Origin of the sequence: Enterobacter cloacae complex sp.6700776, from assembly GCF_048284255.1 — a bacterium.
Classification (GTDB): domain Bacteria; phylum Pseudomonadota; class Gammaproteobacteria; order Enterobacterales; family Enterobacteriaceae; genus Enterobacter; species Enterobacter intestinihominis.
Genome location: NZ_JBLVYK010000006.1, coordinates 126,159 through 151,185, shown reverse-complemented (window position 1 = coordinate 151,185; position 25,027 = coordinate 126,159). Strand labels below are relative to the sequence as shown.

The 25,027-nt window shown below is 57.6% G+C and carries 20 protein-coding genes and 1 riboswitch; of the genes, 14 read left to right on the top strand and 6 right to left on the bottom strand.

Features of this window, described 5'->3' with window-relative positions; genetic code table 11:
* Window positions 1-37: 37 nt before the first annotated feature.
* From leuA to leuD, 4 genes are read left to right on the top strand one after another with little or no spacing between them, the layout of a single operon-like run.
* Complete coding sequence (gene leuA / locus ACNQ0T_RS11890) at window positions 38-1,609, top strand: 2-isopropylmalate synthase (RefSeq protein ID WP_022647035.1); 1,572 nt, start codon at window positions 38-40, stop codon at window positions 1,607-1,609.
* Window positions 1,609-2,700 carry a 3-isopropylmalate dehydrogenase gene (gene leuB, locus ACNQ0T_RS11885; RefSeq protein ID WP_022647034.1) on the top strand — a complete coding sequence of 364 codons (1,092 nt, stop codon included), beginning with the start codon at window positions 1,609-1,611 and terminating at the stop codon, window positions 2,698-2,700. The genes leuA and leuB overlap by 1 nt, the downstream gene beginning before the upstream one ends.
* Before the next feature lie 2 nt (window positions 2,701-2,702).
* Window positions 2,703-4,103 (top strand): 3-isopropylmalate dehydratase large subunit, encoded by a 1,401-nt coding sequence (gene leuC / locus ACNQ0T_RS11880; protein WP_417930079.1) that lies wholly within the window; start codon window positions 2,703-2,705, stop codon window positions 4,101-4,103.
* A 10-nt stretch (window positions 4,104-4,113) separates the two neighbouring features.
* On the top strand, window positions 4,114-4,719 hold the full coding sequence (gene leuD / locus ACNQ0T_RS11875; protein WP_046619885.1) for a 3-isopropylmalate dehydratase small subunit: 606 nt from the start codon (window positions 4,114-4,116) through the stop codon (window positions 4,717-4,719).
* Window positions 4,720-4,811: 92 nt separating this feature from the next.
* Here the strand turns inward: leuD and ACNQ0T_RS11870 are convergent, their stop codons facing one another.
* The 3 genes from ACNQ0T_RS11870 to sgrT all read right to left on the bottom strand — a co-directional run bounded on the left by ACNQ0T_RS11870 (window position 4,812) and on the right by sgrT (window position 6,632).
* Window positions 4,812-4,964: a Hok/Gef family protein gene (locus tag ACNQ0T_RS11870; protein ID WP_010427008.1), complete on the bottom strand. Its 153-nt coding sequence runs from the start codon at window positions 4,962-4,964 to the stop codon at window positions 4,812-4,814.
* A 216-nt stretch (window positions 4,965-5,180) separates the two neighbouring features.
* Entirely contained in the window at window positions 5,181-6,359 is a 1,179-nt protein-coding gene (locus tag ACNQ0T_RS11865) for a sugar efflux transporter (protein ID WP_063163138.1), read from the bottom strand.
* Between the two features lie 120 nt (window positions 6,360-6,479).
* Complete coding sequence (gene sgrT, locus ACNQ0T_RS11860) at window positions 6,480-6,632, bottom strand: glucose uptake inhibitor SgrT (protein WP_003856388.1); 153 nt, start codon at window positions 6,630-6,632, stop codon at window positions 6,480-6,482.
* A gap of 88 nt (window positions 6,633-6,720) precedes the next feature.
* Between sgrT and sgrR the strand changes: the two genes are divergently transcribed.
* From sgrR to thiQ, 4 genes are all read left to right on the top strand, one after another.
* Window positions 6,721-8,376, top strand: a complete 1,656-nt coding sequence (gene sgrR / locus ACNQ0T_RS11855) for an HTH-type transcriptional regulator SgrR (protein WP_022647030.1) — start codon at window positions 6,721-6,723, stop codon at window positions 8,374-8,376.
* Window positions 8,377-8,412: 36 nt separating this feature from the next.
* Window positions 8,413-8,513, top strand: a riboswitch (TPP riboswitch).
* 31 nt (window positions 8,514-8,544) lie between these two features.
* Entirely contained in the window at window positions 8,545-9,528 is a 984-nt protein-coding gene (thiB, locus tag ACNQ0T_RS11850; protein WP_417930077.1) for a thiamine ABC transporter substrate binding subunit, read from the top strand.
* A complete protein-coding gene (gene thiP / locus ACNQ0T_RS11845) occupies window positions 9,504-11,114 on the top strand; it encodes a thiamine/thiamine pyrophosphate ABC transporter permease ThiP (RefSeq protein ID WP_022647028.1) in 1,611 nt (536 codons plus the stop codon). The genes thiB and thiP overlap by 25 nt, the downstream gene beginning before the upstream one ends.
* On the top strand, window positions 11,098-11,799 hold the full coding sequence (gene thiQ, locus ACNQ0T_RS11840) for a thiamine ABC transporter ATP-binding protein ThiQ (RefSeq protein ID WP_032621321.1): 702 nt from the start codon (window positions 11,098-11,100) through the stop codon (window positions 11,797-11,799). The genes thiP and thiQ overlap by 17 nt, the downstream gene beginning before the upstream one ends.
* A gap of 43 nt (window positions 11,800-11,842) precedes the next feature.
* On the opposite strand, the gene ACNQ0T_RS11835 is transcribed toward thiQ, so the two are convergent.
* Together ACNQ0T_RS11835 and araC are read right to left on the bottom strand one after the other, a co-directional pair.
* On the bottom strand, window positions 11,843-12,610 hold the full coding sequence (locus ACNQ0T_RS11835; RefSeq protein WP_017383796.1) for a DedA family protein: 768 nt from the start codon (window positions 12,608-12,610) through the stop codon (window positions 11,843-11,845).
* A 118-nt stretch (window positions 12,611-12,728) separates the two neighbouring features.
* The gene (araC, locus tag ACNQ0T_RS11830) at window positions 12,729-13,574 is read right to left on the bottom strand and encodes an arabinose operon transcriptional regulator AraC (RefSeq protein ID WP_032625458.1); all 846 of its coding nucleotides are present in this window, start codon (window positions 13,572-13,574) and stop codon (window positions 12,729-12,731) included.
* 335 nt (window positions 13,575-13,909) lie between these two features.
* On the opposite strand from araC, the gene araB reads away from it, so the two are divergent.
* From araB to rluA, 6 genes are all read left to right on the top strand, one after another.
* Window positions 13,910-15,619: a ribulokinase gene (gene araB / locus ACNQ0T_RS11825; RefSeq protein ID WP_417930075.1), complete on the top strand. Its 1,710-nt coding sequence runs from the start codon at window positions 13,910-13,912 to the stop codon at window positions 15,617-15,619.
* A 10-nt stretch (window positions 15,620-15,629) separates the two neighbouring features.
* Window positions 15,630-17,132 carry an L-arabinose isomerase gene (araA, locus tag ACNQ0T_RS11820; protein WP_063163142.1) on the top strand — a complete coding sequence of 501 codons (1,503 nt, stop codon included), beginning with the start codon at window positions 15,630-15,632 and terminating at the stop codon, window positions 17,130-17,132.
* 86 nt (window positions 17,133-17,218) lie between these two features.
* On the top strand, window positions 17,219-17,914 hold the full coding sequence (araD, locus tag ACNQ0T_RS11815) for an L-ribulose-5-phosphate 4-epimerase (protein ID WP_023299308.1): 696 nt from the start codon (window positions 17,219-17,221) through the stop codon (window positions 17,912-17,914).
* A gap of 155 nt (window positions 17,915-18,069) precedes the next feature.
* Window positions 18,070-20,427, top strand: a complete 2,358-nt coding sequence (gene polB, locus ACNQ0T_RS11810; RefSeq protein ID WP_417930073.1) for a DNA polymerase II — start codon at window positions 18,070-18,072, stop codon at window positions 20,425-20,427.
* Window positions 20,428-20,554: 127 nt separating this feature from the next.
* Window positions 20,555-23,461, top strand: a complete 2,907-nt coding sequence (gene rapA / locus ACNQ0T_RS11805) for an RNA polymerase-associated protein RapA (RefSeq protein ID WP_241512329.1) — start codon at window positions 20,555-20,557, stop codon at window positions 23,459-23,461.
* Window positions 23,462-23,473: 12 nt separating this feature from the next.
* Entirely contained in the window at window positions 23,474-24,133 is a 660-nt protein-coding gene (rluA, locus tag ACNQ0T_RS11800) for a bifunctional tRNA pseudouridine(32) synthase/23S rRNA pseudouridine(746) synthase RluA (protein ID WP_003856412.1), read from the top strand.
* Window positions 24,134-24,164: 31 nt separating this feature from the next.
* Here rluA and djlA read toward each other — a convergent pair whose 3' ends face one another.
* Window positions 24,165-24,980, bottom strand: coding sequence for a co-chaperone DjlA (gene djlA, locus ACNQ0T_RS11795; protein ID WP_023299305.1), 816 nt, complete (start codon window positions 24,978-24,980; stop codon window positions 24,165-24,167).
* Window positions 24,981-25,027: the final 47 nt, after the last annotated feature.

Below are 25,027 nucleotides of genomic sequence, written 5' to 3'. Positions count from 1 at the left end.
GTAGCAAGGCGCCCTAAGACTGACAAGGACCTAACCCATGAGCCAGCAAGTCGTTATTTTCGATACTACTTTACGTGACGGTGAACAGGCATTACAGGCGAGCCTGAGTGTTAAAGAAAAACTGCAAATTGCGCTGGCCCTGGAACGCATGGGTGTAGACGTAATGGAGGTCGGTTTTCCTGTCTCCTCGCCGGGTGATTTTGAGTCAGTGCAGACCATCGCCCGCACCATCAAAAACAGCCGCGTGTGCGCTCTGGCTCGCTGCGTTGAGAAAGATATCGATGTGGCCGCGGAATCCCTGAAAGTTGCAGAAGCTTTCCGTATCCATACTTTTATAGCCACCTCCCCCATGCACATTGCAACCAAGTTGCGCAGCACGCTGGATGAAGTGATCGAACGTGCGGTGTATATGGTTAAACGGGCGCGTAACTACACTGACGACGTGGAATTTTCCTGTGAAGATGCAGGCCGCACGCCGATTGACGATTTGGCCCGTGTAGTGGAAGCCGCTATTAATGCCGGAGCCAGAACCATCAACATCCCGGATACCGTCGGCTACACCATGCCGTTTGAGTTTGCCAACATCATTACTGGTCTGTATGACCGCGTACCAAATATTGATAAAGCCATTATCTCTGTACACACCCACGATGACCTGGGTCTGGCCGTTGGCAATGCTATCGCGGCGGTGCACGCCGGCGCGCGTCAGGTAGAAGGCGCGATGAACGGCATCGGCGAACGCGCAGGCAACTGTTCGCTGGAAGAAGTGATCATGGCGATCAAAGTGCGCAAAGACATCATGGACGTGCACACACGCATCAATCACAACGAAATCTGGCGCACCAGCCAGACCGTCAGCCAGATTTGCAACATGCCGATCCCGGCCAACAAAGCGATTGTCGGTACGGGCGCGTTCGCTCACTCTTCCGGTATTCACCAGGATGGCGTGCTGAAGAACCGTGAAAACTACGAAATCATGACTCCGGAATCCATCGGTCTGAACCAGGTTCAGTTGAACCTGACCTCACGCTCTGGTCGCGCGGCAGTGAAGCACCGTATGGAAGAGATGGGCTACAAGGACAGCGATTACAACATGGATCAGCTGTACGACGCCTTCCTGAAGCTGGCGGACAAGAAGGGCCAGGTGTTCGATTACGATCTGGAAGCGCTGGCATTCATCAACAAACAGCAGGAAGAGCCAGAGCACTTCCGTCTGGACTACTTCAACGTCCAGTCCGGCTCAAGCGACATCGCCACCGCCTCCGTGAAGCTGGCCTGCGGGGATGAAATTAAAGCGGAAGCCGCCAACGGCAACGGCCCTGTGGATGCCATTTACCAGGCGATTAACCGCGTCACTGAGTACGACGTAGAGCTGGTGAAATACGACCTGACGGCTAAAGGGCACGGTAAAGACGCCCTGGGTCAGGTGGATATCGTCGTCAATTATAACGGTCGCCGCTTCCACGGTGTGGGTCTGGCGACAGATATCGTCGAATCCTCCGCGAAAGCGATGGTGCATGTCCTGAACAACATCTGGCGCGCCGCCGAAGTCGAAAAAGAGTTGCAACGCAAAGCTCAGAATAAAGAGAACAACAAGGAAACCGTGTGATGTCGAAGAATTACCATATTGCTGTGTTGCCGGGTGACGGTATTGGCCCGGAAGTGATGGCACAGGCGCTGAAAGTACTGGAAGCCGTTCGTTCGCGTTTTGCGATGAAAATTACCACCAGCCACTACGATGTGGGCGGTATTGCAATTGATAACCACGGTACGCCATTGCCGAAAGCCACTGTGGAAGGCTGTGAAAATGCCGATGCCGTGCTGTTTGGCTCCGTGGGCGGCCCTAAGTGGGAACATTTGCCGCCAGCAGAGCAGCCGGAGCGCGGTGCGCTGCTGCCGCTGCGTAAACATTTCAAACTGTTCAGCAACCTGCGTCCGGCGAAGCTGTACCCGGGGCTGGAAGAGTTTTGCCCGCTGCGCGCGGATATCGCGGCCAACGGTTTCGACATTCTCTGCGTGCGTGAGCTGACCGGCGGCATCTACTTCGGTCAGCCAAAAGGTCGCGAAGGCAGCGGTCAGCATGAGAAAGCGTTTGATACCGAGGTCTATCACCGTTTTGAAATTGAACGTATCGCCCATATCGCGTTTGAGTCAGCGCGCAAACGCCGCCGTAAAGTGACCTCTATTGATAAAGCGAACGTGCTCCAGTCTTCCATTTTGTGGCGCGAAATCGTCAGTGAAGTCGCTAAGCAGTACCCGGACGTTGCGCTGTCGCATATGTATATCGACAACGCAACGATGCAGCTGATCAAAGATCCGTCTCAGTTTGACGTGTTGCTGTGCTCCAACCTGTTCGGCGATATTCTCTCGGATGAATGCGCCATGATCACTGGCTCCATGGGCATGCTGCCCTCGGCCAGCCTGAACGAAGAAGGCTTTGGCCTGTACGAACCGGCGGGGGGCTCCGCGCCGGATATCGCAGGCAAAAACATCGCCAACCCGATTGCGCAGATCCTCTCCCTGGCTCTGCTGCTGCGCTACAGCCTGGATGCAGGCGATGCAGCAACCGCAATTGAAAACGCCATTAACCGGGCGTTAGAAGAAGGCGTCCGTACCGGTGATTTAGCACGCGGCACGGCGGCAGTCAGTACCGATGAAATGGGCGACATCATTGCCCGCTATGTCGCTGAAGGGGTGTAATCATGGCTAAGACGTTATATGAGAAGTTGTTTGATGCGCACGTTGTTTACGAGACGCCAGACGAAACCCCACTGTTGTACATCGACCGTCATCTGGTACACGAAGTGACGTCTCCTCAGGCATTTGACGGCCTGCGAGCGCACAAGCGCCCGGTGCGTCAGCCGGGTAAAACCTTTGCCACGATGGATCACAACGTTTCCACCCAGACCAAAGACATTAATGCATCTGGCGAGATGGCGCGTATCCAGATGCAGGAGCTGATTAAGAACTGTAACGAGTTTGGCGTGGAGCTGTACGATCTGAACCACCCCTATCAGGGCATCGTCCACGTAATGGGGCCTGAACAGGGTATTACTCTGCCGGGCATGACCATTGTCTGCGGCGACTCCCACACCGCGACGCACGGCGCATTTGGCGCCCTGGCGTTCGGGATTGGCACCTCTGAAGTGGAACACGTTCTGGCAACGCAGACCCTGAAGCAGGGCCGCGCCAAAACCATGAAGATTGAAGTGAAGGGGAAAGCTGCGCCGGGTATCACCGCGAAAGATATCGTGCTGGCGATTATCGGCAAAACCGGCAGTGCAGGCGGTACCGGTCACGTCGTTGAGTTCTGCGGCGACGCTATCCAGGCGCTGAGCATGGAAGGTCGTATGACCCTGTGCAACATGGCCATTGAGATGGGTGCCAAAGCAGGCCTGGTGGCCCCAGACGACACCACCTTCAACTATGTGAAGGGGCGTCTTCATGCGCCGAAAGGACAGGATTTTAACGACGCGGTAGCGTACTGGAAAACCCTGAAAACGGACGAGGGGGCAATTTTTGATACCGTTGTGACGTTGCAGGCGGAAGAGATCGCCCCGCAAGTCACCTGGGGCACCAACCCGGGCCAGGTCATTTCCGTCAACGACAGCATTCCTGACCCGGCTTCCTTCGCCGATCCGGTCGAGCGCGCGAGTGCGGAAAAGGCGCTGGCCTATATGGGGCTGAAACCCGGCGTACCGCTGACCGACGTGAGCATTGATAAAGTGTTCATCGGCTCCTGCACTAACTCCCGTATCGAAGATTTACGCGCTGCGGCAGAAATTGCAAAAGGCCGCAAAGTGGCACCGGGCGTGCAGGCGCTGGTTGTGCCGGGCTCCGGTCCGGTGAAAGCCCAGGCGGAAGCGGAAGGTCTGGATAAGATCTTTATCGAAGCAGGCTTCGAGTGGCGCCTGCCCGGCTGCTCCATGTGTCTGGCGATGAACAACGACCGCCTGAATCCGGGCGAGCGCTGTGCCTCCACCAGCAACCGTAACTTTGAAGGCCGTCAGGGCCGCGGTGGGCGCACCCACCTGGTCAGCCCGGCAATGGCCGCCGCTGCGGCAGTCACCGGTCATTTCGCCGATATTCGCAGCCTGAAATAAGGAGACAATCATGGCAGAGAAATTTACCCAACATACGGGCCGTGTTGTCCCGCTGGACGCCGCTAACGTCGATACTGACGCGATCATTCCTAAACAGTTTTTGCAGAAAGTGACGCGCACGGGTTTTGGGGCGCATCTGTTCAACGACTGGCGCTTCCTCGACGATAAAGGCGAAGTGCCGAACCCGGAATTCGTCCTGAACTTTCAGGAATACAAAGGCGCCTCCATTTTGCTGGCGCGGGAAAACTTTGGCTGCGGATCGTCGCGTGAACACGCGCCATGGGCGCTGACCGATTACGGTTTTAAAGTGGTTATCGCCCCAAGCTTCGCGGATATCTTCTACGGCAACAGCTTCAACAACCAGCTGCTGCCGGTAACGCTGAGTGACGAACAGGTCGATGAACTGTTTGCACTGGTGCAGGCAAATCCGGGGATGTCGTTTGAAGTGGATCTGGAAGCAGAAGTGGTGAAAGCCGGTGACAAGACCTACAGCTTTAGCATTGATGCGTTCCGTCGCCACTGCATGCTGAACGGTCTGGATAGCATTGGCCTGACGCTGCAACACGAAGAGGCTATCTCCGCCTACGAGAAAAAACAGCCTGCGTTTATGGGCTAAAGGCAATGGCCCGCAGGGCGCGGGCCATTGATAAGGGTGCGTTGAGGCGTAACCACTCTGGAGAGGCGGGGAAACTTTCCCCGCCAATACCGCTAACGTTTTGCTTCGTAAGCCAACACTGCCGCCAGCTCTGTTTTCTCCTGTCTGAAGTGCAGCTCACACAGCGAGTCACGCACCATCCAGGTGAAGATCAACAACGTCGTACAGATCAGAAACAAACCTAACAGCAGAGTACGTTTTGGCATTCCAGCCTCCTTATTGCTTTTCGGCAATGAAGAGACTAACCTCGCAATGTTGGTTGTGAAGTTGGTCTCCCCATCATTTTTTTGATGTGGGACTCTCCACTGTTTGCCTCTTGCGAAAGCCTGAGGCAAACAGCCTCAAGCACCCGTCACGCACTCTATGCGCCTTCTCTGCTCCTGTCAGAAAATCGTTTCATTTCGTGAAGCCGCCTTCCAGAATCAAACGTCTTTAACCCGGCACGTTAACACAAGCGTGATGACCGAAATCGCTGCGATCACCCAGTACACGGATGCATGTCCATAGCTTTGCGACAGCGCCCCCTGAATCACCCCTGCCAGAATCACGCCGGTAGAGATACTGTTAGTAAACAGCGTGGTCGCGGAGCCTGCTCGCCCCGGCATTAAATCCTGGAACCAGAGCATGCCGATCCCGGCAACGATTCCGATAAATACCGCGTTAAATAGCTGTAACGCCAGCAAAGCTTCCCGCGAATGGAAAAGGATTAACCCCGCGTAGAACACCACCCCAGCCGCCACGGCGACGACCATCATCCGACGCTTTCCGAAACGTTTTACGTAGTAACCCGCCAGAATCATCGCCGGGATCTCCAGCCCGGCAGCGGTGCCCATCAGGATCCCCGCGAGCTTGTCGGTCAGTCCCAGATCGCTGCTGATCCACAGCGGCATATCGATAATGTACATGGTGTTGCAGGTCCACATCAGCGTGGAGGCGATAAACAACATGCGGACGTTTTTATCCTGCCAGCCGCTTACCTGGGTGATGGGCTTGTCCGTCACCTGCTCTACGCGCGCCACCGATGGCAGCACAAAGGCTATCAGCGCCAGGCTGATGGCAAAAATTCCCGCGGCGATGGTGAACATGACGGTGAAACCGTAGTTCAGCGCCAGCATGAACGCCAGCGGGGGGCCGATGACCCATGCGAGAGAGAGCTGCGCACGCATCACCGAGCTGAACATCACCACTTCCCGCGCCGAGTTGTCGGCGTACTCCCGGGCCAGGGCGAAGAGCTGCGGCATGGCGGTGTTCGCCAGAGAGGCCAACAGCACGCCACAGGTGATAAGCGTCAGGTAGTGACGATTAAAGGCAAACAGCAACGCGTTGCCCACGGCCATGGCGCAACAAAAGAGGATCAGCTTGCGGCGATCGCCCTGGCTGTCGGATCGTTTCGCCAGCCACAGGCTGACGAGGATCCCGGCAATGGCGTTGACGGTGTAGAACAGGCCTACCCAAAATGGCTGCGCCCCAACCTCACGGCTGAGAAACAGGCTCAGCGTCGGCGCCTGTAGCGCACCGGCCACGCCCATCATGAAGGCCACCAGCATAAAAGCGGCGTACACGCCGTTCAGGCGTCGCCCCATCGTCATCAACCAGAGCATGCGCAAGTCCTTGTGAAAGCGAATCGAATTTGGGTGAAATAGTAAACGAAAAAAGCCAGCAAAAACATTTTGCTGGCGGGTGATTAGCACCAATACTCAGTCACACATGATCGAGGCGAGTTAGCGAGAAGAGGTCGGTTTCGTAACGTCCCACTGCATCAGATCTTCCAGTATTCTCAGCCGCTGCTCTGCGCACTGGCGAGCCAGCCAGGACACTCCCTTTGTCGCTGAAAAATAGTGCTGATAAAACTGACGTGCGGTAGACCTCTTCATAATTTACCTCCTCGCTTCATCGATAAGGATTATTGGCTTAATATAGGGATTAATAAATTGCTGATTTTTTGTCAGGAGTTCCTCTTTTATGCCTTCTGGTCGTCTGCAACAACAATTTATCCGCCTCTGGCAGTGCTGCGAGGGGCAATCGCAGGAGACCACGCTGAACGAGCTGGCTGAGCTCCTCAACTGCTCCCGGCGTCATATGCGTACCCTCCTTAACACCATGCAGCAGCAGGGCTGGCTAAACTGGGAGGCCGAAGCCGGACGCGGTAAGCGCTCGCGCCTGACTTTCCTCTATACCGGCCTGGCGTTGCAGCAACAGCGGGCGGAGGATCTGCTGGAGCAGGACCGCATCGATCAGCTGGTCCAGCTGGTGGGCGACAAAGCCGCCGTGCGCCAGATGCTGGTCTCGCATCTGGGACGCAGCTTTCGTCAGGGACGCCACATTCTGCGAGTGCTTTACTATCGCCCAATGAAAAATCTGTTGCCCGGTACGGCGTTACGTCGCTCTGAAACCCACATGGCCCGGCAGATTTTTAGCGGCCTGACGCGGATAAATGAGGAAAACGGGGAACTGGAAGCGGATATTGCCCATCACTGGCAACAGGTGTCTCCGTTGCACTGGCGCTTCTTTTTACGTCCCGGCATTCATTTCCACCATGGACGCGAGCTGGAGATGCGCGACGTTATCGATTCCTTAGAGCGCGCCCGCACGCTGCCGCTCTATTCGCATATCGCGCGGATCCACTCCCCAACGGCATGGACGCTGGATATTGAGCTATCGCAGCCGGACAAATGGCTTCCGTGGCTTCTGGGCTACGTGCCCTCGATGATCCTGCCTGCCGAGTGGCGATCCCTGAACAATTTTTCCAGCCAGCCGATTGGCACGGGCCCCTACTCCGTTTCACGGAACAACAGTAATCAGCTGAAGATCCGCGCCTTTGATGATTACTTTGGCTATAGGGCGCTGATCGACGAAGTCAACGTCTGGGTACTACCGGATCTCAACGAAGAGCTGAGCGCAGGCCTGACGCTGGAAGGGCCAACAGCCGGTGAAAAGGCTTTCGAAAGCCGCCTGGAGGAGGGCTGCTACTACCTGCTCTTCGATAGCCGCAGCCATCGCGGGGCGAATCACGACGTACGCAGGTGGATCAGCCATGTTCTGGCGCCCGCTAACCTGATTTATCACGCAGAGGAGCAATACCAGACCTGGTGGTTCCCGGCCTATGGCCTGCTTCCGCGCTGGCACCATGCGCAGCCAGTACGCAGTGAAAAACCTGCCGGACTGGAGACCATCACCCTCAGCTACTATCGCGATCACATTGAACACCGGTTTATCGCAAGGATCATGAGTAAGCTGCTGGCAGCCGAGGGCGTGACGCTGGCGATACAGGAAGTGGACTATGATGAATGGCACCGTGGAGATGTTATCAGCGATATCTGGCTCAACAGTGCGAACTTCACGCTGCCGCTTGATTTTTCGCTCTTCTCTCACCTGTATGAAGTGCCCCTGATTCAGCACTGTATCAATCGGGACTGGCAGCGAGACGCCGCACGGTGGCGGGCAGGAGAAATGGATCTGGCCGCCTGGTGTCAGGAGCTGCTGGCCGGGCAGACGATCGTACCGTTGATTCACCACTGGCTGCTGATCCAAGGGCAGCGCAGCATGCGCGGCCTGCGAATGAATACCCTGGGCTGGTTTGATTTTAAATCCGCGTGGTTTGCGCCGCCGGAGCCATAACGCTTTCGTAATATTCACCAAATCATTACAATAGCGCCGTTCTCAACGGGGTGCTGCATCACTGATGTGCGCTGAGATAATACCCGTCGAACCTGATCCGGATAACGCCGGCGAAGGGATTTGAGGCTGTCTCTCAAAATCCTTTGCCACTCAACCCTGAGGTGCAAAGTGTTAAAAAACGTTCTTCCTCTGCTGGCGCTGTTTGCGCTGCCTGTTTTTGCTAAGCCTGTCCTGACGGTCTACACCTACGACTCCTTCTCCGCCGACTGGGGCCCCGGCCCGGCGGTGAAAAAAGCCTTTGAAGCCGACTGCAACTGCGAGCTGAAATTCGTGGCACTGGAAGATGGTGTCTCTCTGCTTAACCGGCTGCGTATGGAAGGCAAAAACAGCAAAGCCGACGTGGTGCTCGGGCTGGATAACAACCTGCTGCAAGCCGCCACTCAAACCAGACTGTTCGCCAAAAGCGGCGTGGCGGCAGATGCCGTCAACGTGCCGGGCGGCTGGCAAAACGACACCTTCGTTCCCTTTGATTACGGTTACTTTGCGTTTGTCTACGATAAAAACAAGCTGAAGAATCCGCCCAAAAGCCTGAAAGAGCTGGTCGAAAGCGATCAGAAGTGGCGCGTGATTTATGAAGATCCGCGCACCAGCACGCCGGGTCTGGGGCTGCTGTTGTGGATGCAGAAAGTCTATGGCAACAAAACGCCTGAGGCGTGGCAGAAACTGGCTGCGAAAACCGTTACCGTCACCAAAGGCTGGAGCGAAGCCTACGGCCTGTTCCTGAAAGGCGAAAGCGACCTTGTGCTGAGCTACACGACTTCTCCGGCCTACCACATTATCGCCGAGAAGAAAGACAACTACGCCGCCGCGAACTTTGCTGAAGGGCATTATTTGCAGGTGGAAGTGGCCGCCCGCACCGCCGCGAGCAAACAGCCGGAGCTCGCCGAGAAATTCCTGAAGTTTATGGTTTCACCGGCATTCCAGAATGCTATTCCGACAGGAAACTGGATGTACCCGGTCACTGATGTTGCGCTGCCGGCAGGTTTTGAGCAGCTGAACAAACCGCAAACCTCCCTGGAATTTACGCCGCAGCAGGTTGCCACCCAGCGCGCCGCATGGATAAGTGAATGGCAACGCGCCGTCAGCCGCTGATCCCCGGCTGGTTAGTTCCCGGGCTGCTCGCCGCTATACTGATGGTGGTCGTCAGCCTGGGTGCATTCCTTGCGCTGTGGTTTAACGCGCCAGAGAGCGATCTGCTTGCCCTCTGGCACGACAGCTATCTCTGGCACGTCATCCGTTTCTCCTTCTGGCAGGCGTTTCTCTCCGCGCTGCTGTCGACGCTCCCGGCCATTTTCCTCGCGCGCGCCCTCTATCGCAGACGTTTCCCCGGCAGGCTTGCCCTGCTGCGGCTGTGCGCGATGACGCTGATCCTGCCCGTGCTGGTGGCGGTGTTCGGCATTCTGAGCGTCTATGGTCGGCAGGGATGGCTGGCATTCCTTTTCAACCTGCTTGGTCTGGAATGGACCTTCTCGCCATACGGCCTGAAAGGCATTCTGCTGGCGCATATTTTTTTCAATATGCCGATGGCCACGCGCCTCTTTTTACAGGCGCTGGAAAACATTCCCGGTGAGCAGCGTCAGATTGCCGCCCAGCTTGGCATGCGCGGCTGGTCGTTCTTCCGCTTTGTCGAATGGCCGTGGCTGCGACGCCAGATTGCCCCGGTTGCCGCGCTAATCTTTATGCTCTGCTTCGCCAGCTTCGCGACCGTACTTTCTCTCGGCGGCGGGCCGCAGGCCACCACCATTGAGCTGGCGATCTATCAGGCTTTAAGTTACGACTACGATCCGGGCCGCGCCGCGCTGCTGGCGATCGTGCAGATGGTATGCTGTCTGGCACTGGTGTTACTCAGCCAGAGGCTAAGCAAAACGATCCCCGCAGGAAGCAATAACATGACAGGCTGGCGCGATCCGCAGGACAGCCTGTATAGCCGCGTCGCGGATTTTATGCTGATCGCACTGGCACTCCTGCTTTTGCTGCCCCCGCTGCTGGCCGTTATCGTTGATGGACTGAATCGCAATGTGTTGTCGGTACTGCAACAACCTGTCCTGTGGCAAGCGACGTGGACCTCCTTGCGCATTGCGCTGGCAGCCGGGCTACTGTGCGTGATCCTGACCATGATGCTGCTCTGGAGCAGCCGCGAGCTGTACGCGCGTCATGCCCGTAAAGCCGGACACGCGCTGGAACTGACGGGTATGCTGATCCTGGCGATGCCGGGCATTGTGCTGGCGACCGGATTCTTTTTACTGTTCAACAGCACCATCGGCCTGCCGGAAAGCGCCGACGGCATCGTCATTTTTACCAACGCACTAATGGCCATCCCTTACGCGCTCAAGGTACTGGAAAACCCGATGCGCGACGTCAACAGCCGCTACAGCTTGCTGTGTCAGTCGCTGGGCATGCAGGGCTGGCAGCGCCTGAAGGTGGTAGAATTGCGCGCACTGAAACGCCCGCTCGCCCAGGCGCTGGCGTTTGCCTGCGTGCTGTCAATTGGCGATTTTGGCGTAGTGGCGCTCTTCGGCAACGAGGATTTCCGCACGCTGCCGTTCTGGCTTTATCAGCAAATCGGCTCCTATCGTAGCCAGGACGGCGCCGTCACGGCGCTGCTCCTGTTGCTGCTGTGCTTTGCGTTATTTACCGTTATCGAAAAACTTCCGGGGCGTGATGTTAAAACTGACTGATGTAACCTGGCTTTATGAGCATCTGCCGATGCGTTTTACCCTCTCCGTTCGTCAGGGAGAGCGAATCGCAGTGCTTGGCCCCAGCGGGGCCGGAAAAAGTACCCTGCTCAATCTGATTGCCGGTTTTTTGCAGCCTGCCAGCGGGTCGATCGTCATTGATAACGGCGAGTTTACCTACGCTCCGCCGGCTAAGCGCCCGGTGTCGATGCTGTTTCAGGAAAACAATCTGTTCAATCATCTTACGGTCTGGCAGAACATCGCGCTGGGTATGGATCCGGGGTTAAAGCTCAGTGCTGCGCAGCGTCAGACGCTGGAGGCGATCGCCGAACAAATGGGCCTGTCTGCGTTTATCAACAGACTACCGGGGGAGCTTTCCGGCGGCCAGCGCCAGCGCGTGGCGCTGGCACGCTGTCTGGTGCGCGAGCAGCCGCTGCTGCTGCTCGATGAACCCTTTTCGGCGCTCGACCCGGCTCTGCGTCAGGAAATGCTCTCGCTGGTTGAGGAGGTGTGCGAGCGCGAACAACTGACGATGCTGATGGTTTCGCACAGCATTGAAGATGCCGCACGCATCGCGCCGCGATCGGTGGTGATCGCGGAGGGACGTATTTTGTGGGATGGAGAAACAGAAGAACTTCTGAGTGGTAACGCAGGGGCATCTTCATTGTTGGGCATTCGTGCGGTCTGATGCCCTTACCCTGGCCCTCTCCCACGGGGAGAGGGAAAACACCTTAACGGCTCACCACCTTCAACAGGATCTCGCCGTACACCGGCATCAGCGGGTGGCGGATCAGCGCCACCAGCGCTACCACCGCCACGCCGAGCGTAAGTGGGGCCAGCCAGAGCAGGCGCGTGCGCGGGAGATAGCGGGTCAGGCGATCGACGCTCGCTTTCGCGCTGCGCCACAGGCGCCAGCAGAGCCAAACCGCCAGCCACAGCAGCACCGCCGTACCCAGCAGCAGCCATTTAAACTCACCGCTTTGCATACCGTCAGGAATATCAATCGCCGCGCCCGCCAGGATACCCGGCAGGAAGTAGAACGGCGGCCAGAAGACGCAGCCGATGATATTCGGCACCACAAACTTCGCGACGGGCAGATCCAGCATCCCGGCCACCATCGGCACCAGTGGACGCGTTGGCCCAACGAAGCGCCCCACGAGGATGGTGAACATGCTGTGCTGGTGCAGCGCATGCTCGGTTTTATCCAGCAGCGCTTTGTTTTTTTTCATGAACGACCAGCGGTGTAGCGGCTTCTTAAAGCGCCAGCCCAGCCAGAAGGAGATCCAGTCCCCCAGCAAACAGCCGATAATACCGGCCATCCACGCCTGCCAGAAATTGACCTCGCCGCTGCCGATAAGCGCCCCAAGCCCCGCCATCATCACGGTGCCGGGCAGGATCAGCCCGACCAGCGCCAGCGACTCCAGAAACGCCACCAGCGCCACGGCGATGAGCGAATACATAACGGACTGGGTAATAAAATGTTCCAGCAATGCCTGCATAACTATTCCGGTCAGAAAACGAATCAGCGATTCTGCTTAGCGCCCTGCACCGCGTCAAGGCATCAATTGTCTGAATAGTTTACAAGATGCGCCTGAAGTTCACCTGAATGTTTACCGATTATTCACATCCCGCACGGAATTCGCTCGGGCTGGCACCGGTGCACTTCTTAAACACGCGAGAGAAATAGAGCTGATCTTCAAAGCCGACGTTACGCCCGACGGTGGCGATAGGCATTCGGGTGGTGCTGAGCAGCAGTTTCGCCTGGCTGATGCGCTGATCCTCGCGCCAGCTGAGCACGCTCACGCCAAGCTGCTGGCGGAACAGATGCGACAGCCGTGACGGCGACAGGCACACATGCTGGGCGACGCTGGCAATATCAAACTGGCTGTCGGCAAGGTGGTCGCTGATGTACTGGCAGGCGTCGCGGACGCGGTTGTCCAGCGGCGGATTAAGCGACTCGTTGATGGCCTCCATGCGGCGCAGCAGCACCTGTTCAAGCAGATTGATGGCCAGCAGTTCAGCGTAGCGCCCTCCCGCCTGCCCTGCCTCAATAATCTGTGCAAACAGCTCACGGAACTGCGCCAGATGCGCCTCATCCGGGCGATAAAAACCGGTTTGCGCGAAAATGGCCGGCCACGAGAGCCACTCCTGCCAGTAGGCGCGCGGACGGAAATAGACCCACTGGTGATACCACTCTTTGGCATCCGGGTGGCGCCCGTAGTGGTGGATCTCCCCCGGCGGGAACAGCAGCATATCGCCGGGGCGGCAGATAAACTGCCGATCGCCGTTTTTAATCACCCCTTCCCCGCGAACGGTCAGGTTCAGAATATACCCTTTCATTCCGAGCGGTCGATCGACGTAGAAATCGAGATACCCCTCGGCCTCAATGGGCGTCAGCCCCGCCACCAGATGGGCGTTAAATGAGTATCCCGGCAGCAGGGGATCGTTTTGCGGTTCGGCCATAGATTCAGTTCTCCCAAGGGTCCTGAAGGAAACCAATTGTCCATATCGATAAAAGCAGTATAAAAATGGCCCGCGAAAAGATCCAAAAAGCATCACGCCTCTTTTACGTCCGCCATGTTTCAGCCTTTTCCCCTGATTTCTCCGCCAGCACGGGCGGATAAGCAGTAACAAAAGTGTCTATAAGTACGGCAGAAATGTCCACATTGAATATTTGCACGGCGTCACACTTTCAATCGTAACAGCAATTTAATCCATAAGATTAGCGGATCCTGCCTGACGATTTTTGTCCCCAGTCTCTAATGTTCTTCCATACCTGTTTTGGATGGAGCAACACCATGGCAATTGCAATTGGCCTCGATTTTGGCAGCGACTCAGTTCGCGCGCTGGCAGTGGACTGTACGACTGGCCGGGAGATAGCAACCAGCGTTGAGTGGTATCCGCGCTGGCAAGAGGGGCGCTACTGCGATGCGCCGAACAACCAGTTCCGTCACCACCCGCGCGATTACATTGAATCAATGGAAGCGGCGATCAAAACCGTGCTGGCGGAGCTGACGGACGCCCAGCGGGCCGACGTCGTGGGGATTGGCGTCGACAGTACCGGTTCAACGCCGGCCCCGGTTGATGCAGAAGGCCGCGTACTGGCGCTTCGCCCGGAGTTTGCCGATAACCCGAACGCCATGTTTGTGCTGTGGAAAGACCATACCGCCGTGGAAGAGGCGGAAGCCATCACCCGCTTATGCCACCAGCCGGGCAAAACCGACTACTCGCGCTACATCGGCGGGATCTACTCCAGCGAATGGTTCTGGGCAAAAATCCTGCACGTTACCCGCGCGGACGCGTCGGTCGCACAGGCAGCGGCGTCATGGATTGAGCTGTGCGACTGGGTTCCCGCCCTGCTTTCCGGCACCACTCGCCCGCAGGCTATTCGCCGTGGCCGTTGCAGCGCCGGGCATAAATCGCTGTGGCATGAAAGCTGGGGTGGTCTGCCTCCGGCAGCGTTCTTCGATGAACTCGACCCGATCATCAACAAAAACCTGACATACCCGCTGTTTACCGACACCTTCACCGCCGATATTCCGGTCGGCATGCTCTGCGAGGAGTGGGCGAAACGCCTCGGTCTGCCGCAAAACGTGACCATTTCCGGCGGCGCGTTCGACTGCCATATGGGCGCCGTGGGCGCGGGTGCGCAGCCTAACACGCTGGTGAAAGTGATTGGCACCTCCACCTGCGACATTCTGACGGCGGATAAAACGACCGTTGGCGACCGCGCGGTGAAGGGTATCTGCGGTCAGGTTGACGGCAGCGTGGTGCCTGATTTTATCGGCCTCGAAGCGGGTCAGTCCGCGTTTGGCGATATCTACGCCTGGTTTGGCCGGGTGCTCGGCTGGCCGCTGGATCAGCTGGCGGCCGCGCATCCTGAACTGAAAACCCAGATTACCGCGAGCAAAAAACAGCTCCTGCCGCAGCTCACCGAAGCCTGGGCAAAAAATCCGTCTCTCGATCACCTGCCGGTGGTGCTGGACTGGTTCAACGGCCGTCGTACGCCGTTTGCCAACCAGCGTCTGAAAGGGGTGATTACCGATCTCAACCTGGCGACCGACGCGCCCGCGCTGTTTGGCGGCCTGATCGCCGCCACCGCGTTCGGCGCGCGCGCCATTATGGAGTGCTTCACCGGGCAGGGCATTGACGTGAACAACGTGATGGCTTTGGGCGGTATCGCCCGTAAAAACCCGGTGATCATGCAGGCCTGCTGCGACGTGCTCAACCGTCCGCTGCAAATTGTGGCCTCCGATCAGTGCTGTGCGCTGGGCGCAGCGATTTTCGCTGCCGTGGCCGCAGGCGTCCATCCGGATATCCCGACCGCGCAACAGCATATGGCGAGCGCCGTCGAAAGTACGCTCCAGCCGCAGGCTCAGCAGGCACAACGCTTTGAACAGCTTTATCAGCGCTACCAGCAATGGGCAAAAAGCGCCGAACTTCACTATCTCCCTGTCGCCGCCCCGGCCAAAAGTACCGCGGACACTACGGCAACCCTGACACATTAAGGACACGATAATGACCATTTTTAATAATTATGAAGTGTGGTTTGTGATTGGCAGCCAGCATTTATACGGACCGGAAGCGTTGCAGCAGGTGACGAAACACGCGGAGCACGTTGTGAATGCGCTGAACGCGGAAGCCAAACTGCCGTGCAAACTGGTGCTGAAGCCGCTGGGTACTACGCCGGACGAAATCACTAACATCTGCCGCGATGCCAATTACGATGACAAATGCGCTGGCCTGGTGGTGTGGCTGCACACCTTCTCGCCAGCCAAAATGTGGATCAACGGCCTGGCTATCCTCAACAAACCGCTGCTGCAATTCCACACTCAGTTCAACGCCTCCCTGCCGTGGGACAGCATCGACATGGACTTCATGAACCTGAATCAGACCGCGCACGGCGGTCGCGAGTTCGGCTTCATCGGCGCACGTATGCGTCAACAACATGCTGTGGTGACCGGCCACTGGCAGGACGGCCAGGCACAAAAACGCATTGGCTCCTGGATGCGTCAGGCGGTCTCTAAGCAGGATACCCGTCACCTTAGAGTGGTGCGTTTCGGCGACAACATGCGTGAAGTTGCCGTAACCGACGGCGACAAAGTGGCCGCGCAGATCAAGTTCGGCTTCTCCGTAAATACCTGGGCGGTGGGCGACCTGGTGCAGGTGGTGAATGACATCAGCGATGGCGACGTGAACGCGCTGGTGGACGAGTACGAAAGCAGCTACCGCCTGACGCCTGCGGCACAGGTCAACGGTGACAAGCGCCAGAACGTGCTGGATGCCGCACGCATTGAACTGGGCATGAAGCGCTTCCTGGAACAGGGCGGCTTCCATGCCTTCACCACCACCTTTGAAGATCTCCACGGCCTGAAACAGCTCCCGGGTCTGGCGGTACAACGTCTGATGCAGCAGGGCTACGGTTTTGCGGGCGAAGGCGACTGGAAAACTGCCGCTCTGCTTCGCATCATGAAGGTGATGTCAACCGGTCTGCAGGGCGGCACCTCTTTTATGGAGGACTACACCTACCACTTCGAGAACGGCAACGATCTGGTGCTCGGCTCGCACATGCTGGAAGTGTGTCCCTCTATCGCCGTCGAAGAGAAACCGATCCTCGATGTGCAGTACCTCGGCATTGGCGGCAAAGCGGATCCGGCCCGTCTGATCTTCAACACCCGTACCGGCCCGGCCATTAACGCCAGCCTGATCGACCTCGGCGACCGTTTCCGCCTGCTGGTGAACTGCGTCGATGCTGTGGAAACTCCGCATTCTCTGCCGAAACTGCCGGTCGCGAACGCCCTGTGGAAAGCGCAACCTGACCTGCCAACCGCGTCGGAAGCCTGGATCCTGGCCGGCGGCGCGCACCACACCGTCTTCAGCCACGCGCTTGACCTGAACGATATGCGTCAGTTTGCCGAGCTGCACGACATCGAACTGACCGTGATTGATAACGACACCCGTCTGCCAGCCTTTAAAGACGCGCTGCGCTGGAACGAAGTCTATTACGGTTCAAAACGCTAAGCCCTGAATGCCCGGTGGCATTTCGTTTACCGGGCCTACGGTTCTGTAGGCCGGATAAGCGAAGCGCCATCCGGCAGGAGACGACAATGTTAGAAGATCTCAAACGTCAGGTACTCGAAGCCAACCTGGCGCTGCCAAAACATAACCTGGTGACCCTGACTTGGGGCAACGTCAGCGCCGTTGACCGGGAAAAAGGCGTGTTCGTGATCAAGCCTTCGGGCGTGGATTACACGGTGATGACCGCGGAAGATATGGTGGTGGTCAGCATCGAAACGGGTGAAGTGGTTGAAGGCGATAAAAAGCCCTCCTCCGATACGCCCACTCACCGCCTGCTGTATCAGGCCTTCCCGACCATCGGTGGGATTGTGCATACCCATTCGCGTCACGCGACCATCTGGGCGCAGGCGGGCCAGCCAATTCCGGCCACCGGCACCACCCACGCGGACTACTTCTACGGCACCATTCCCTGCACGCGTCTGATGACCGATACGGAGATCGGCGGTGAGTACGAATGGGAAACCGGGAACGTGATCGTCGAAACCTTCGAAAAACAGGGTATCGACGCGGCGCAAATGCCCGGCGTGCTGGTGCACTCCCACGGTCCGTTTGCCTGGGGTAAAAACGCGGAGGACGCGGTGCACAACGCGATCGTGCTGGAGGAAGTCGCCTACATGGGGATCTTCTGCCGCCAGCTGGCACCGCAGTTGCCGGATATGCAGCAAACCCTGCTCGATAAGCATTATCTGCGCAAGCACGGCGCGAAGGCGTACTACGGGCAGTAAAACATTGTCCGGTGGCGCTGCGCTTATCGGGCCTACGGATCCTGTTGGCCGGATAAGCGTAGCGCCATCCGGCAAAACAGGCACTGTATAAAACCCCAGCAAACACCCCTCAACCAGGCTATAATCAGGCCTGGTTTGTTTTGTGGGATAGCGGCGTGGCACAGGCGCAAGAAGGCTTTTTACTGACCCGACACTGGCGGGATACCCCTCAGGGCACCGAGGTTGCGTTCTGGCTGGCGACGGATAACGGCCCGCTGCACGTTACCCTGCCGCCTCAGGAGTCCGTGGCGTTTATCCCTGAACACCACGTCGAGAAAGTAAAGCAGCTGCTGCGCGGTGAAAACGGCTGGCGCCTTACTCCCCTTGAGCTAAAAGACTTCCACCGCCAGCCGGTTTATGGCCTCTACTGCCGCGCCCATCGCCAGCTGATGCGCTATGAAAAATTGCTCCACGAAGCGGGCGTGACGCTCTACGAAGCGGACATTCGCCCGCCGGAACGTTTTCTGATGGAGCGGTTTATCACCGCCCCCGTCTGGGTGGACGGCGCTGAGCAGAACGGTTGTCTCGTGAACGCGCGCCTGAAGCCTAACCCGCACTATCGCCCGCCGCTGAAGTGGGTCTCGCTGGATATCGAAACCACCCGTCACGGCGAGCTGTACTGCATCGGCCTTGAAGGCTGCGGGCAGCGGGTTGTCTATATGCTCGGGCCCCCGAACGGCGATGCGTCCGCGCTGGATTTTCATCTGGAATACGTTACCAGCCGACCACAGCTGCTGGAGAAGCTTAACCAGTGGTTTGCCGAGCACGACCCGGATGTATTGATCGGCTGGAACGTGGTGCAGTTTGACCTGCGCGTGTTGCAAAAACATGCCGAGCGGTACCGCATTCCCCTGACGTTAGGGCGCGGAAACACGGAGCTGGAGTGGCGTGAGCACGGTTTTAAGAACGGCGTATTCTTCGCACAGGCTAACGGTCGCCTGATTATCGACGGCATCGAGGCGCTGAAATCCGCCTTCTGGAACTTCTCTTCCTTCTCGCTGGAAGCGGTCGCCCAGGCGCTGCTCGGCGAAGGTAAATCCATCGACAATCCCTGGGACCGAATGGACGAGATCGACCGGCGCTTTAATGAGGATAAGCCAGCGCTCGCTACCTATAACCTGAAAGACTGTGAGCTGGTAACGCAGATTTTCCATAAAACCGAGATCATGCCCTTCCTGCTGGAACGCGCAACGGTAAACGGTCTCGCGGTCGACAGGCACGGCGGCTCGGTAGCGGCCTTCAGCCACCTCTATTTCCCGCGGATGCACCGGGCGGGCTATGTGGCCCCTAACCTCGGTGACGTGCCGCCGCAGGCCAGTCCCGGAGGTTACGTGATGGATTCACGGCCCGGGCTGTATGATTCGGTGCTGGTGCTGGATTATAAAAGTCTGTACCCGTCGATTATCCGCACATTTCTGATTGATCCGGTAGGGCTGGTCGAGGGGATGGCGCAGCCAGACGATGCGCACAGTACTGAAGGTTTTCTCGGGGCACGCTTCTCGCGCGAAAAGCACTGCCTGCCTGAGATCGTGGGAAACATCTGGCACGGCCGCGACGAGGCAAAACGCCACGGCAACAAGCCGCTCTCACAGGCGTTGAAAATTATTATGAATGCCTTTTACGGGGTGCTGGGCACCAGCGCCTGCCGCTTCTTTGATCCGCGTCTGGCGTCGTCCATCACCATGCGCGGGCACGACATTATGCGCCAGACCAAAGCGTTGATTGAATCCCGGGGTTATGACGTTATTTATGGCGACACCGATTCCACCTTTGTCTGGCTGAAATCGGCCCATTCAGAAGACGACGCCGCGCAAATCGGCAAAGAACTGGTCGCCTTCGTGAACGCCTGGTGGCGCGAAAATTTGCAAAAAGAGCGGTTAACCAGCGCGTTAGAGCTGGAGTTTGAAACCCATTTTGCCCGCTTCTTAATGCCGACCATTCGCGGAACCGACCAGGGCAGCAAGAAGCGCTACGCCGGACTGATTCAGGAAGGCGACAAGCAGCGGATGGTGTTTAAAGGGCTGGAGACAGTGCGCACCGACTGGACGCCGCTGGCACAGCAGTTTCAGCAAACGCTTTATCTGCGGGTGTTCCGCAATGAGCCGTATCAGGACTACGTGCGCGAGACGATAGCCAGCCTGATGGCGGGCGAACTTGACGCGCAGCTGGTGTATCGCAAGCGCCTGCGCCGCCCGCTGGCGGAGTACCAGCGTAATGTTCCTCCGCACGTCCGCGCGGCGCGGCTGGCGGATGAAGAGAACGTTCGCCGGGGCCGCGCGCCGCAGTATCAGAACCGGGGAACGATCAAATACGTCTGGACAACGAACGGACCAGAACCCGTTGATTACCAGCAGTCTCCGCTCGATTACGATCACTACCTGACCCGCCAGCTTCAGCCTGTTGCGGAGGGAATTTTACCGTTCATCAACGACGACTTTGCTACACTAGTGACAGGACAACTTGGGCTATTTTGACGCGTGACGAAACCGTTGCCATCCAGTACCATAGCGCCCTTTCCATTCCCGGACCCATTTTTCGATGACCGTCTTTTTTGACGGGGTCGAACTATTGCCTGCAATTAAAGATTAGAGCCGAACAACTATGCCTTTTACACTTGGTCAACGCTGGATCAGCGATACAGAAAGCGAACTTGGATTAGGAACCGTCGTTGCCGTCGATGCGCGCATGGTTACCCTCCTTTTCCCTGCTACCGGTGAAAACCGCCTGTACGCTCGCAATGACTCCCCTGTTACCCGCGTAATGTTCAATCCGGGTGATACCGTGACCAGCCATGACGGCTGGCAACTGAAGGTTGAAGACGTAAAAGAAGAGAATGGACTGCTCGCCTACATCGGAACGCGTCTTGATACCGACGAGACAAATGTCATCCTGCGTGAAGTGCTGCTCGACAGCAAACTGGTGTTCAGTAAGCCACAGGACCGTCTGTTTGCCGGGCAAATCGACCGAATGGATCGCTTCTCCCTGCGCTACCGCGCGCGTAAGTTCCAGAGTGAGCAGTACCGCATGCCGTGGAGCGGCCTGCGCGGTCAGCGTACCAGCCTTATTCCCCATCAGCTGAATATCGCCCATGACGTGGGCCGTCGCCATGCGCCTCGCGTGCTGCTGGCTGACGAAGTGGGCCTGGGTAAAACCATCGAAGCAGGCATGATCCTGCACCAGCAGCTGCTCTCTGGCGCTGCCGAGCGCGTGCTGATTGTGGTTCCAGAAACGCTGCAACATCAGTGGCTGGTTGAAATGCTGCGCCGCTTTAACCTGCGCTTCTCCCTGTTCGACGATGAGCGCTATGCCGAAGCCCAGCACGACGCGGACAACCCGTTTGAAACCGAACAGCTGGTCATTTGTTCCCTGGACTTCGTGCGCCGTAGCAAGCAGCGCCTGGAGCATCTGTGCGACGCTGAATGGGATCTGATGGTCGTCGACGAAGCGCACCACCTCGTCTGGAGCGAAGACGCGCCAAGCCGTGAATACATGGCGATTGAGCAGCTTGCCGAGCGCGTACCGGGCGTTCTGCTCCTGACCGCCACGCCGGAGCAGCTGGGTCTTGAGAGCCACTTCGCCCGTCTGCGTCTGCTCGATCCCAACCGTTTCCACGATTTTGAGCAGTTTGTTGAAGAGCAGAAAAACTACCGCCCGGTGGCGGACGCCGTCGCGCTGCTGCTGGCCGGTAATCGTCTCTCTAATGATGAGCTTAACACTCTCAGCGATCTGATTGGCGAGCAGGATATTGAGCCGCTGCTTCAGGCCGCGAACAGCGACAGCGATAATGCGGGATCCGCGCGTAAAGAGCTGATCGACATGCTGATGGATCGCCACGGTACCAGCCGCGTGCTGTTCCGTAACACCCGTAACGGCGTGAAAGGCTTCCCGAAACGCGAGCTGCACACCATCAAACTGCCGCTGCCGACCCAGTACCAGACGGCGATTAAAGTCTCCGGCATTATGGGCACCCGTAAATCTGCGGAAGATCGCGCGCGCGACATGCTCTACCCGGAGCAGATTTATCAGGAATTCGAAGGCGACACCGGCACCTGGTGGAACTTCGATCCGCGCGTGGAGTGGTTGATGGGCTACCTCACCGCTCACCGTTCCCAGAAAGTGCTGGTGATCTGCGCCAAAGCCGCTACCGCATTGCAGCTGGAGCAGGTTCTGCGTGAGCGCGAAGGCATTCGCGCCGCCGTGTTCCACGAAGGCATGTCCATAGTTGAGCGTGATCGTGCAGCAGCCTGGTTTGGTGAAGAGGACAGCGGCGCGCAGGTTCTGCTGTGCTCTGAAATCGGTTCTGAAGGCCGTAACTTCCAGTTCGCCAGCAATCTGGTGATGTTCGATCTGCCGTTTAACCCGGATCTGCTGGAGCAGCGTATCGGCCGTCTGGATCGTATCGGGCAGGCGCACGATATTCAGATCCACGTGCCGTATCTGGAGAAAACCGCCCAGTCCGTGCTGGTGCGCTGGTACCACGAAGGGCTGGACGCGTTTGAACACACCTGCCCGACCGGCCGCACCATTTACGATCAGGTGCATGCAGACCTGATCGGTTACCTGGCCGCGCCTGAAAATAGCGAGGGCTTTGATGAGCTGATTAAATCCTGCCGTGAGAAGCACGACGCACTGAAAGCGCAGCTGGAGCAGGGTCGCGATCGCCTGCTGGAGATCCACTCCAACGGCGGTGAAAAAGCGCAGCAGCTGGCCGAAAGCATTGAAGAGCAGGACGACGACACCAGCCTGATCAGCTTCTCCATGAATCTGTTCGACATCGTCGGTATAAACCAGGACGATCGCGGCGAGAACATGATCGTGCTGACCCCGTCCGATCATATGCTGGTGCCGGATTTCCCGGGCCTGCCGGAAGACGGCTGCACTATCACCTTTGAGCGTGATGTGGCGCTGTCCCGCGAAGACGCACAGTTCATTACCTGGGAGCACCCGCTGATCCGCAACGGTCTGGATCTGATCCTCTCCGGCGATACCGGCAGCAGCACCATTTCCCTGTTGAAGAACAAAGCCTTGCCTGTGGGCACGCTGCTGGTGGAGCTGATCTACGTTGTGGAAGCGCAGGCGCCGAAACAGCTTCAGCTTAACCGCTTCCTCCCGCCAACGCCGGTGCGTCTGCTGCTGGATAAAAACGGTACGAATCTGGCCGGCCAGGTGGAGTTTGAAAGCTTCAACCGTCAGTTGAGCGCGGTGAACCGCCATACCGGCAGCAAGCTGGTGAATGCGGTGCAACAGGACGTGCATGCCATTCTGCAACTGGGTGAAACCCAGGCCGAAAAAGCGGCCAGAGTGCTGATTGATGCGGCGCGCAGCGAAGCCGATGAGAAGCTTTCTGCCGAGCTGTCGCGTCTGGAAGCGTTGAAAGCGGTGAACCCGAACATTCGTGACGATGAGCTGGCCGCAATTGAGAGCAACCGCCAGCAGGTGCTGGAAAGTCTGAATCAGGCGGGATGGCGTCTCGACGCCCTGCGTCTTATCGTTGTGACGCATCAGTAAGCGGAGCGCAAAATGGTAATGGAGCCCTACAATCCCCCGATGGATCCGTGGCTGGTCATTCTGTATCAGGACGAGCACATTATGGTGGTTAACAAGCCGAGCGGCCTGTTGTCCGTGCCGGGGCGTCTGGAAGAGCATAAAGACAGCGTGATGACGCGTATCCAGCGCGATTATCCCCAGGCCGAGTCTGTCCATCGTCTGGATATGGCGACCAGCGGCGTGATTGTGGTGGCTCTTAATAAGGCGGCAGAACGTGAGCTGAAGCGTCAGTTCCGCGAGCGCGAGCCGAAGAAGCAGTATGTCGCCCGCGTGTGGGGCCATCCGGCGCAGGCGGAAGGGCTGGTGGATTTACCGCTGATTTGCGACTGGCCGAACCGGCCAAAGCAGAAGGTGTGTTATGAAACCGGCAAGGCTGCGCAGACCGAGTATGAAGTGCTGGAGTACGCGCCGGATAATACCGCGCGCGTCCTGCTGAAGCCGATTACCGGGCGCTCCCATCAGCTGCGTGTGCATATGCTTGCGATGGGTCACCCGATTCTGGGTGACAGATTCTATGCGCCGCCGGAAGCGCTGGCGTTAGCGCCGCGCCTGCAACTGCATGCGCAGACGCTCACCATCACCCACCCTGCTTTCGGCAACGCCATGACGTTCAAAGCCCCGGTGGACTTCTGAAAAAATGGCCCGACACTGTCGGGCCATTTTTTTATTTAAAACCTTTCTGCTCTTTAATCAGCTCGTAGGCTTTCTGGATTTCCTGCGCTTTCTGTTTCGCCATCTCCATCATCTCAGGCGGCAGGCCTTTCGCCACCAGCTTATCCGGATGGTGCTCGCTCATCAGCTTACGATAGGCGCGTTTGATGGTCGTGACATCGTCAGAGGGCTTCACGCCGAGGACATTACAGGCATCTTCAAGCGTAGGGCCACGCTGCGCCTGCTGCCAGCCGCCACCGGACGATTGCTGTTGATAACCGCCGCCAAAGTGCGCGCCACCCTGCATCATGCGCAGGAACTGATCGAACTGCATGCGGGAAATGCCCAGCTCTTCAGCAATCACATACAGGACGTCCCGTTCATTCGGATGCAGAGAGCCATCCGCGAAGGCGGCCTGGATTTGAATTTCCAGAAACATCCGAATTAAATCAAAGCGCCCGAAGCAGATGCTACGGAACTGCCGCATTTTTTCACGCAGCGGGTAGTTATCCGCTTTACCAATCCGGAATGCATTCTGCGCCGCGACGCGGGATTCGCCGTGCAGATTCATGCGATCCATAAAGACGCTGGCAACCTGAATATCGGCTTCCGTTACGCGCCCTTTTGATTTGGTTAAGTGCCCCATCACCTCGAAGGTGGTGGAGAAAAAGAGTGACTGGCGCTCGCGCTGGTTGGCAAACCAGGCCATTTTGCGGCTGCGTGCTTTATCAAACATATGGCCGATAATGAGGCCAAGAACAACACCCCAGAATCCGGCACCCATAATAATTGCGAACGCAACGCCGATTATTTTACCCCAATACTGCATATACTCCCCGAATGGTCATGTTCCTGGCCGACGCAACGCCATCATTA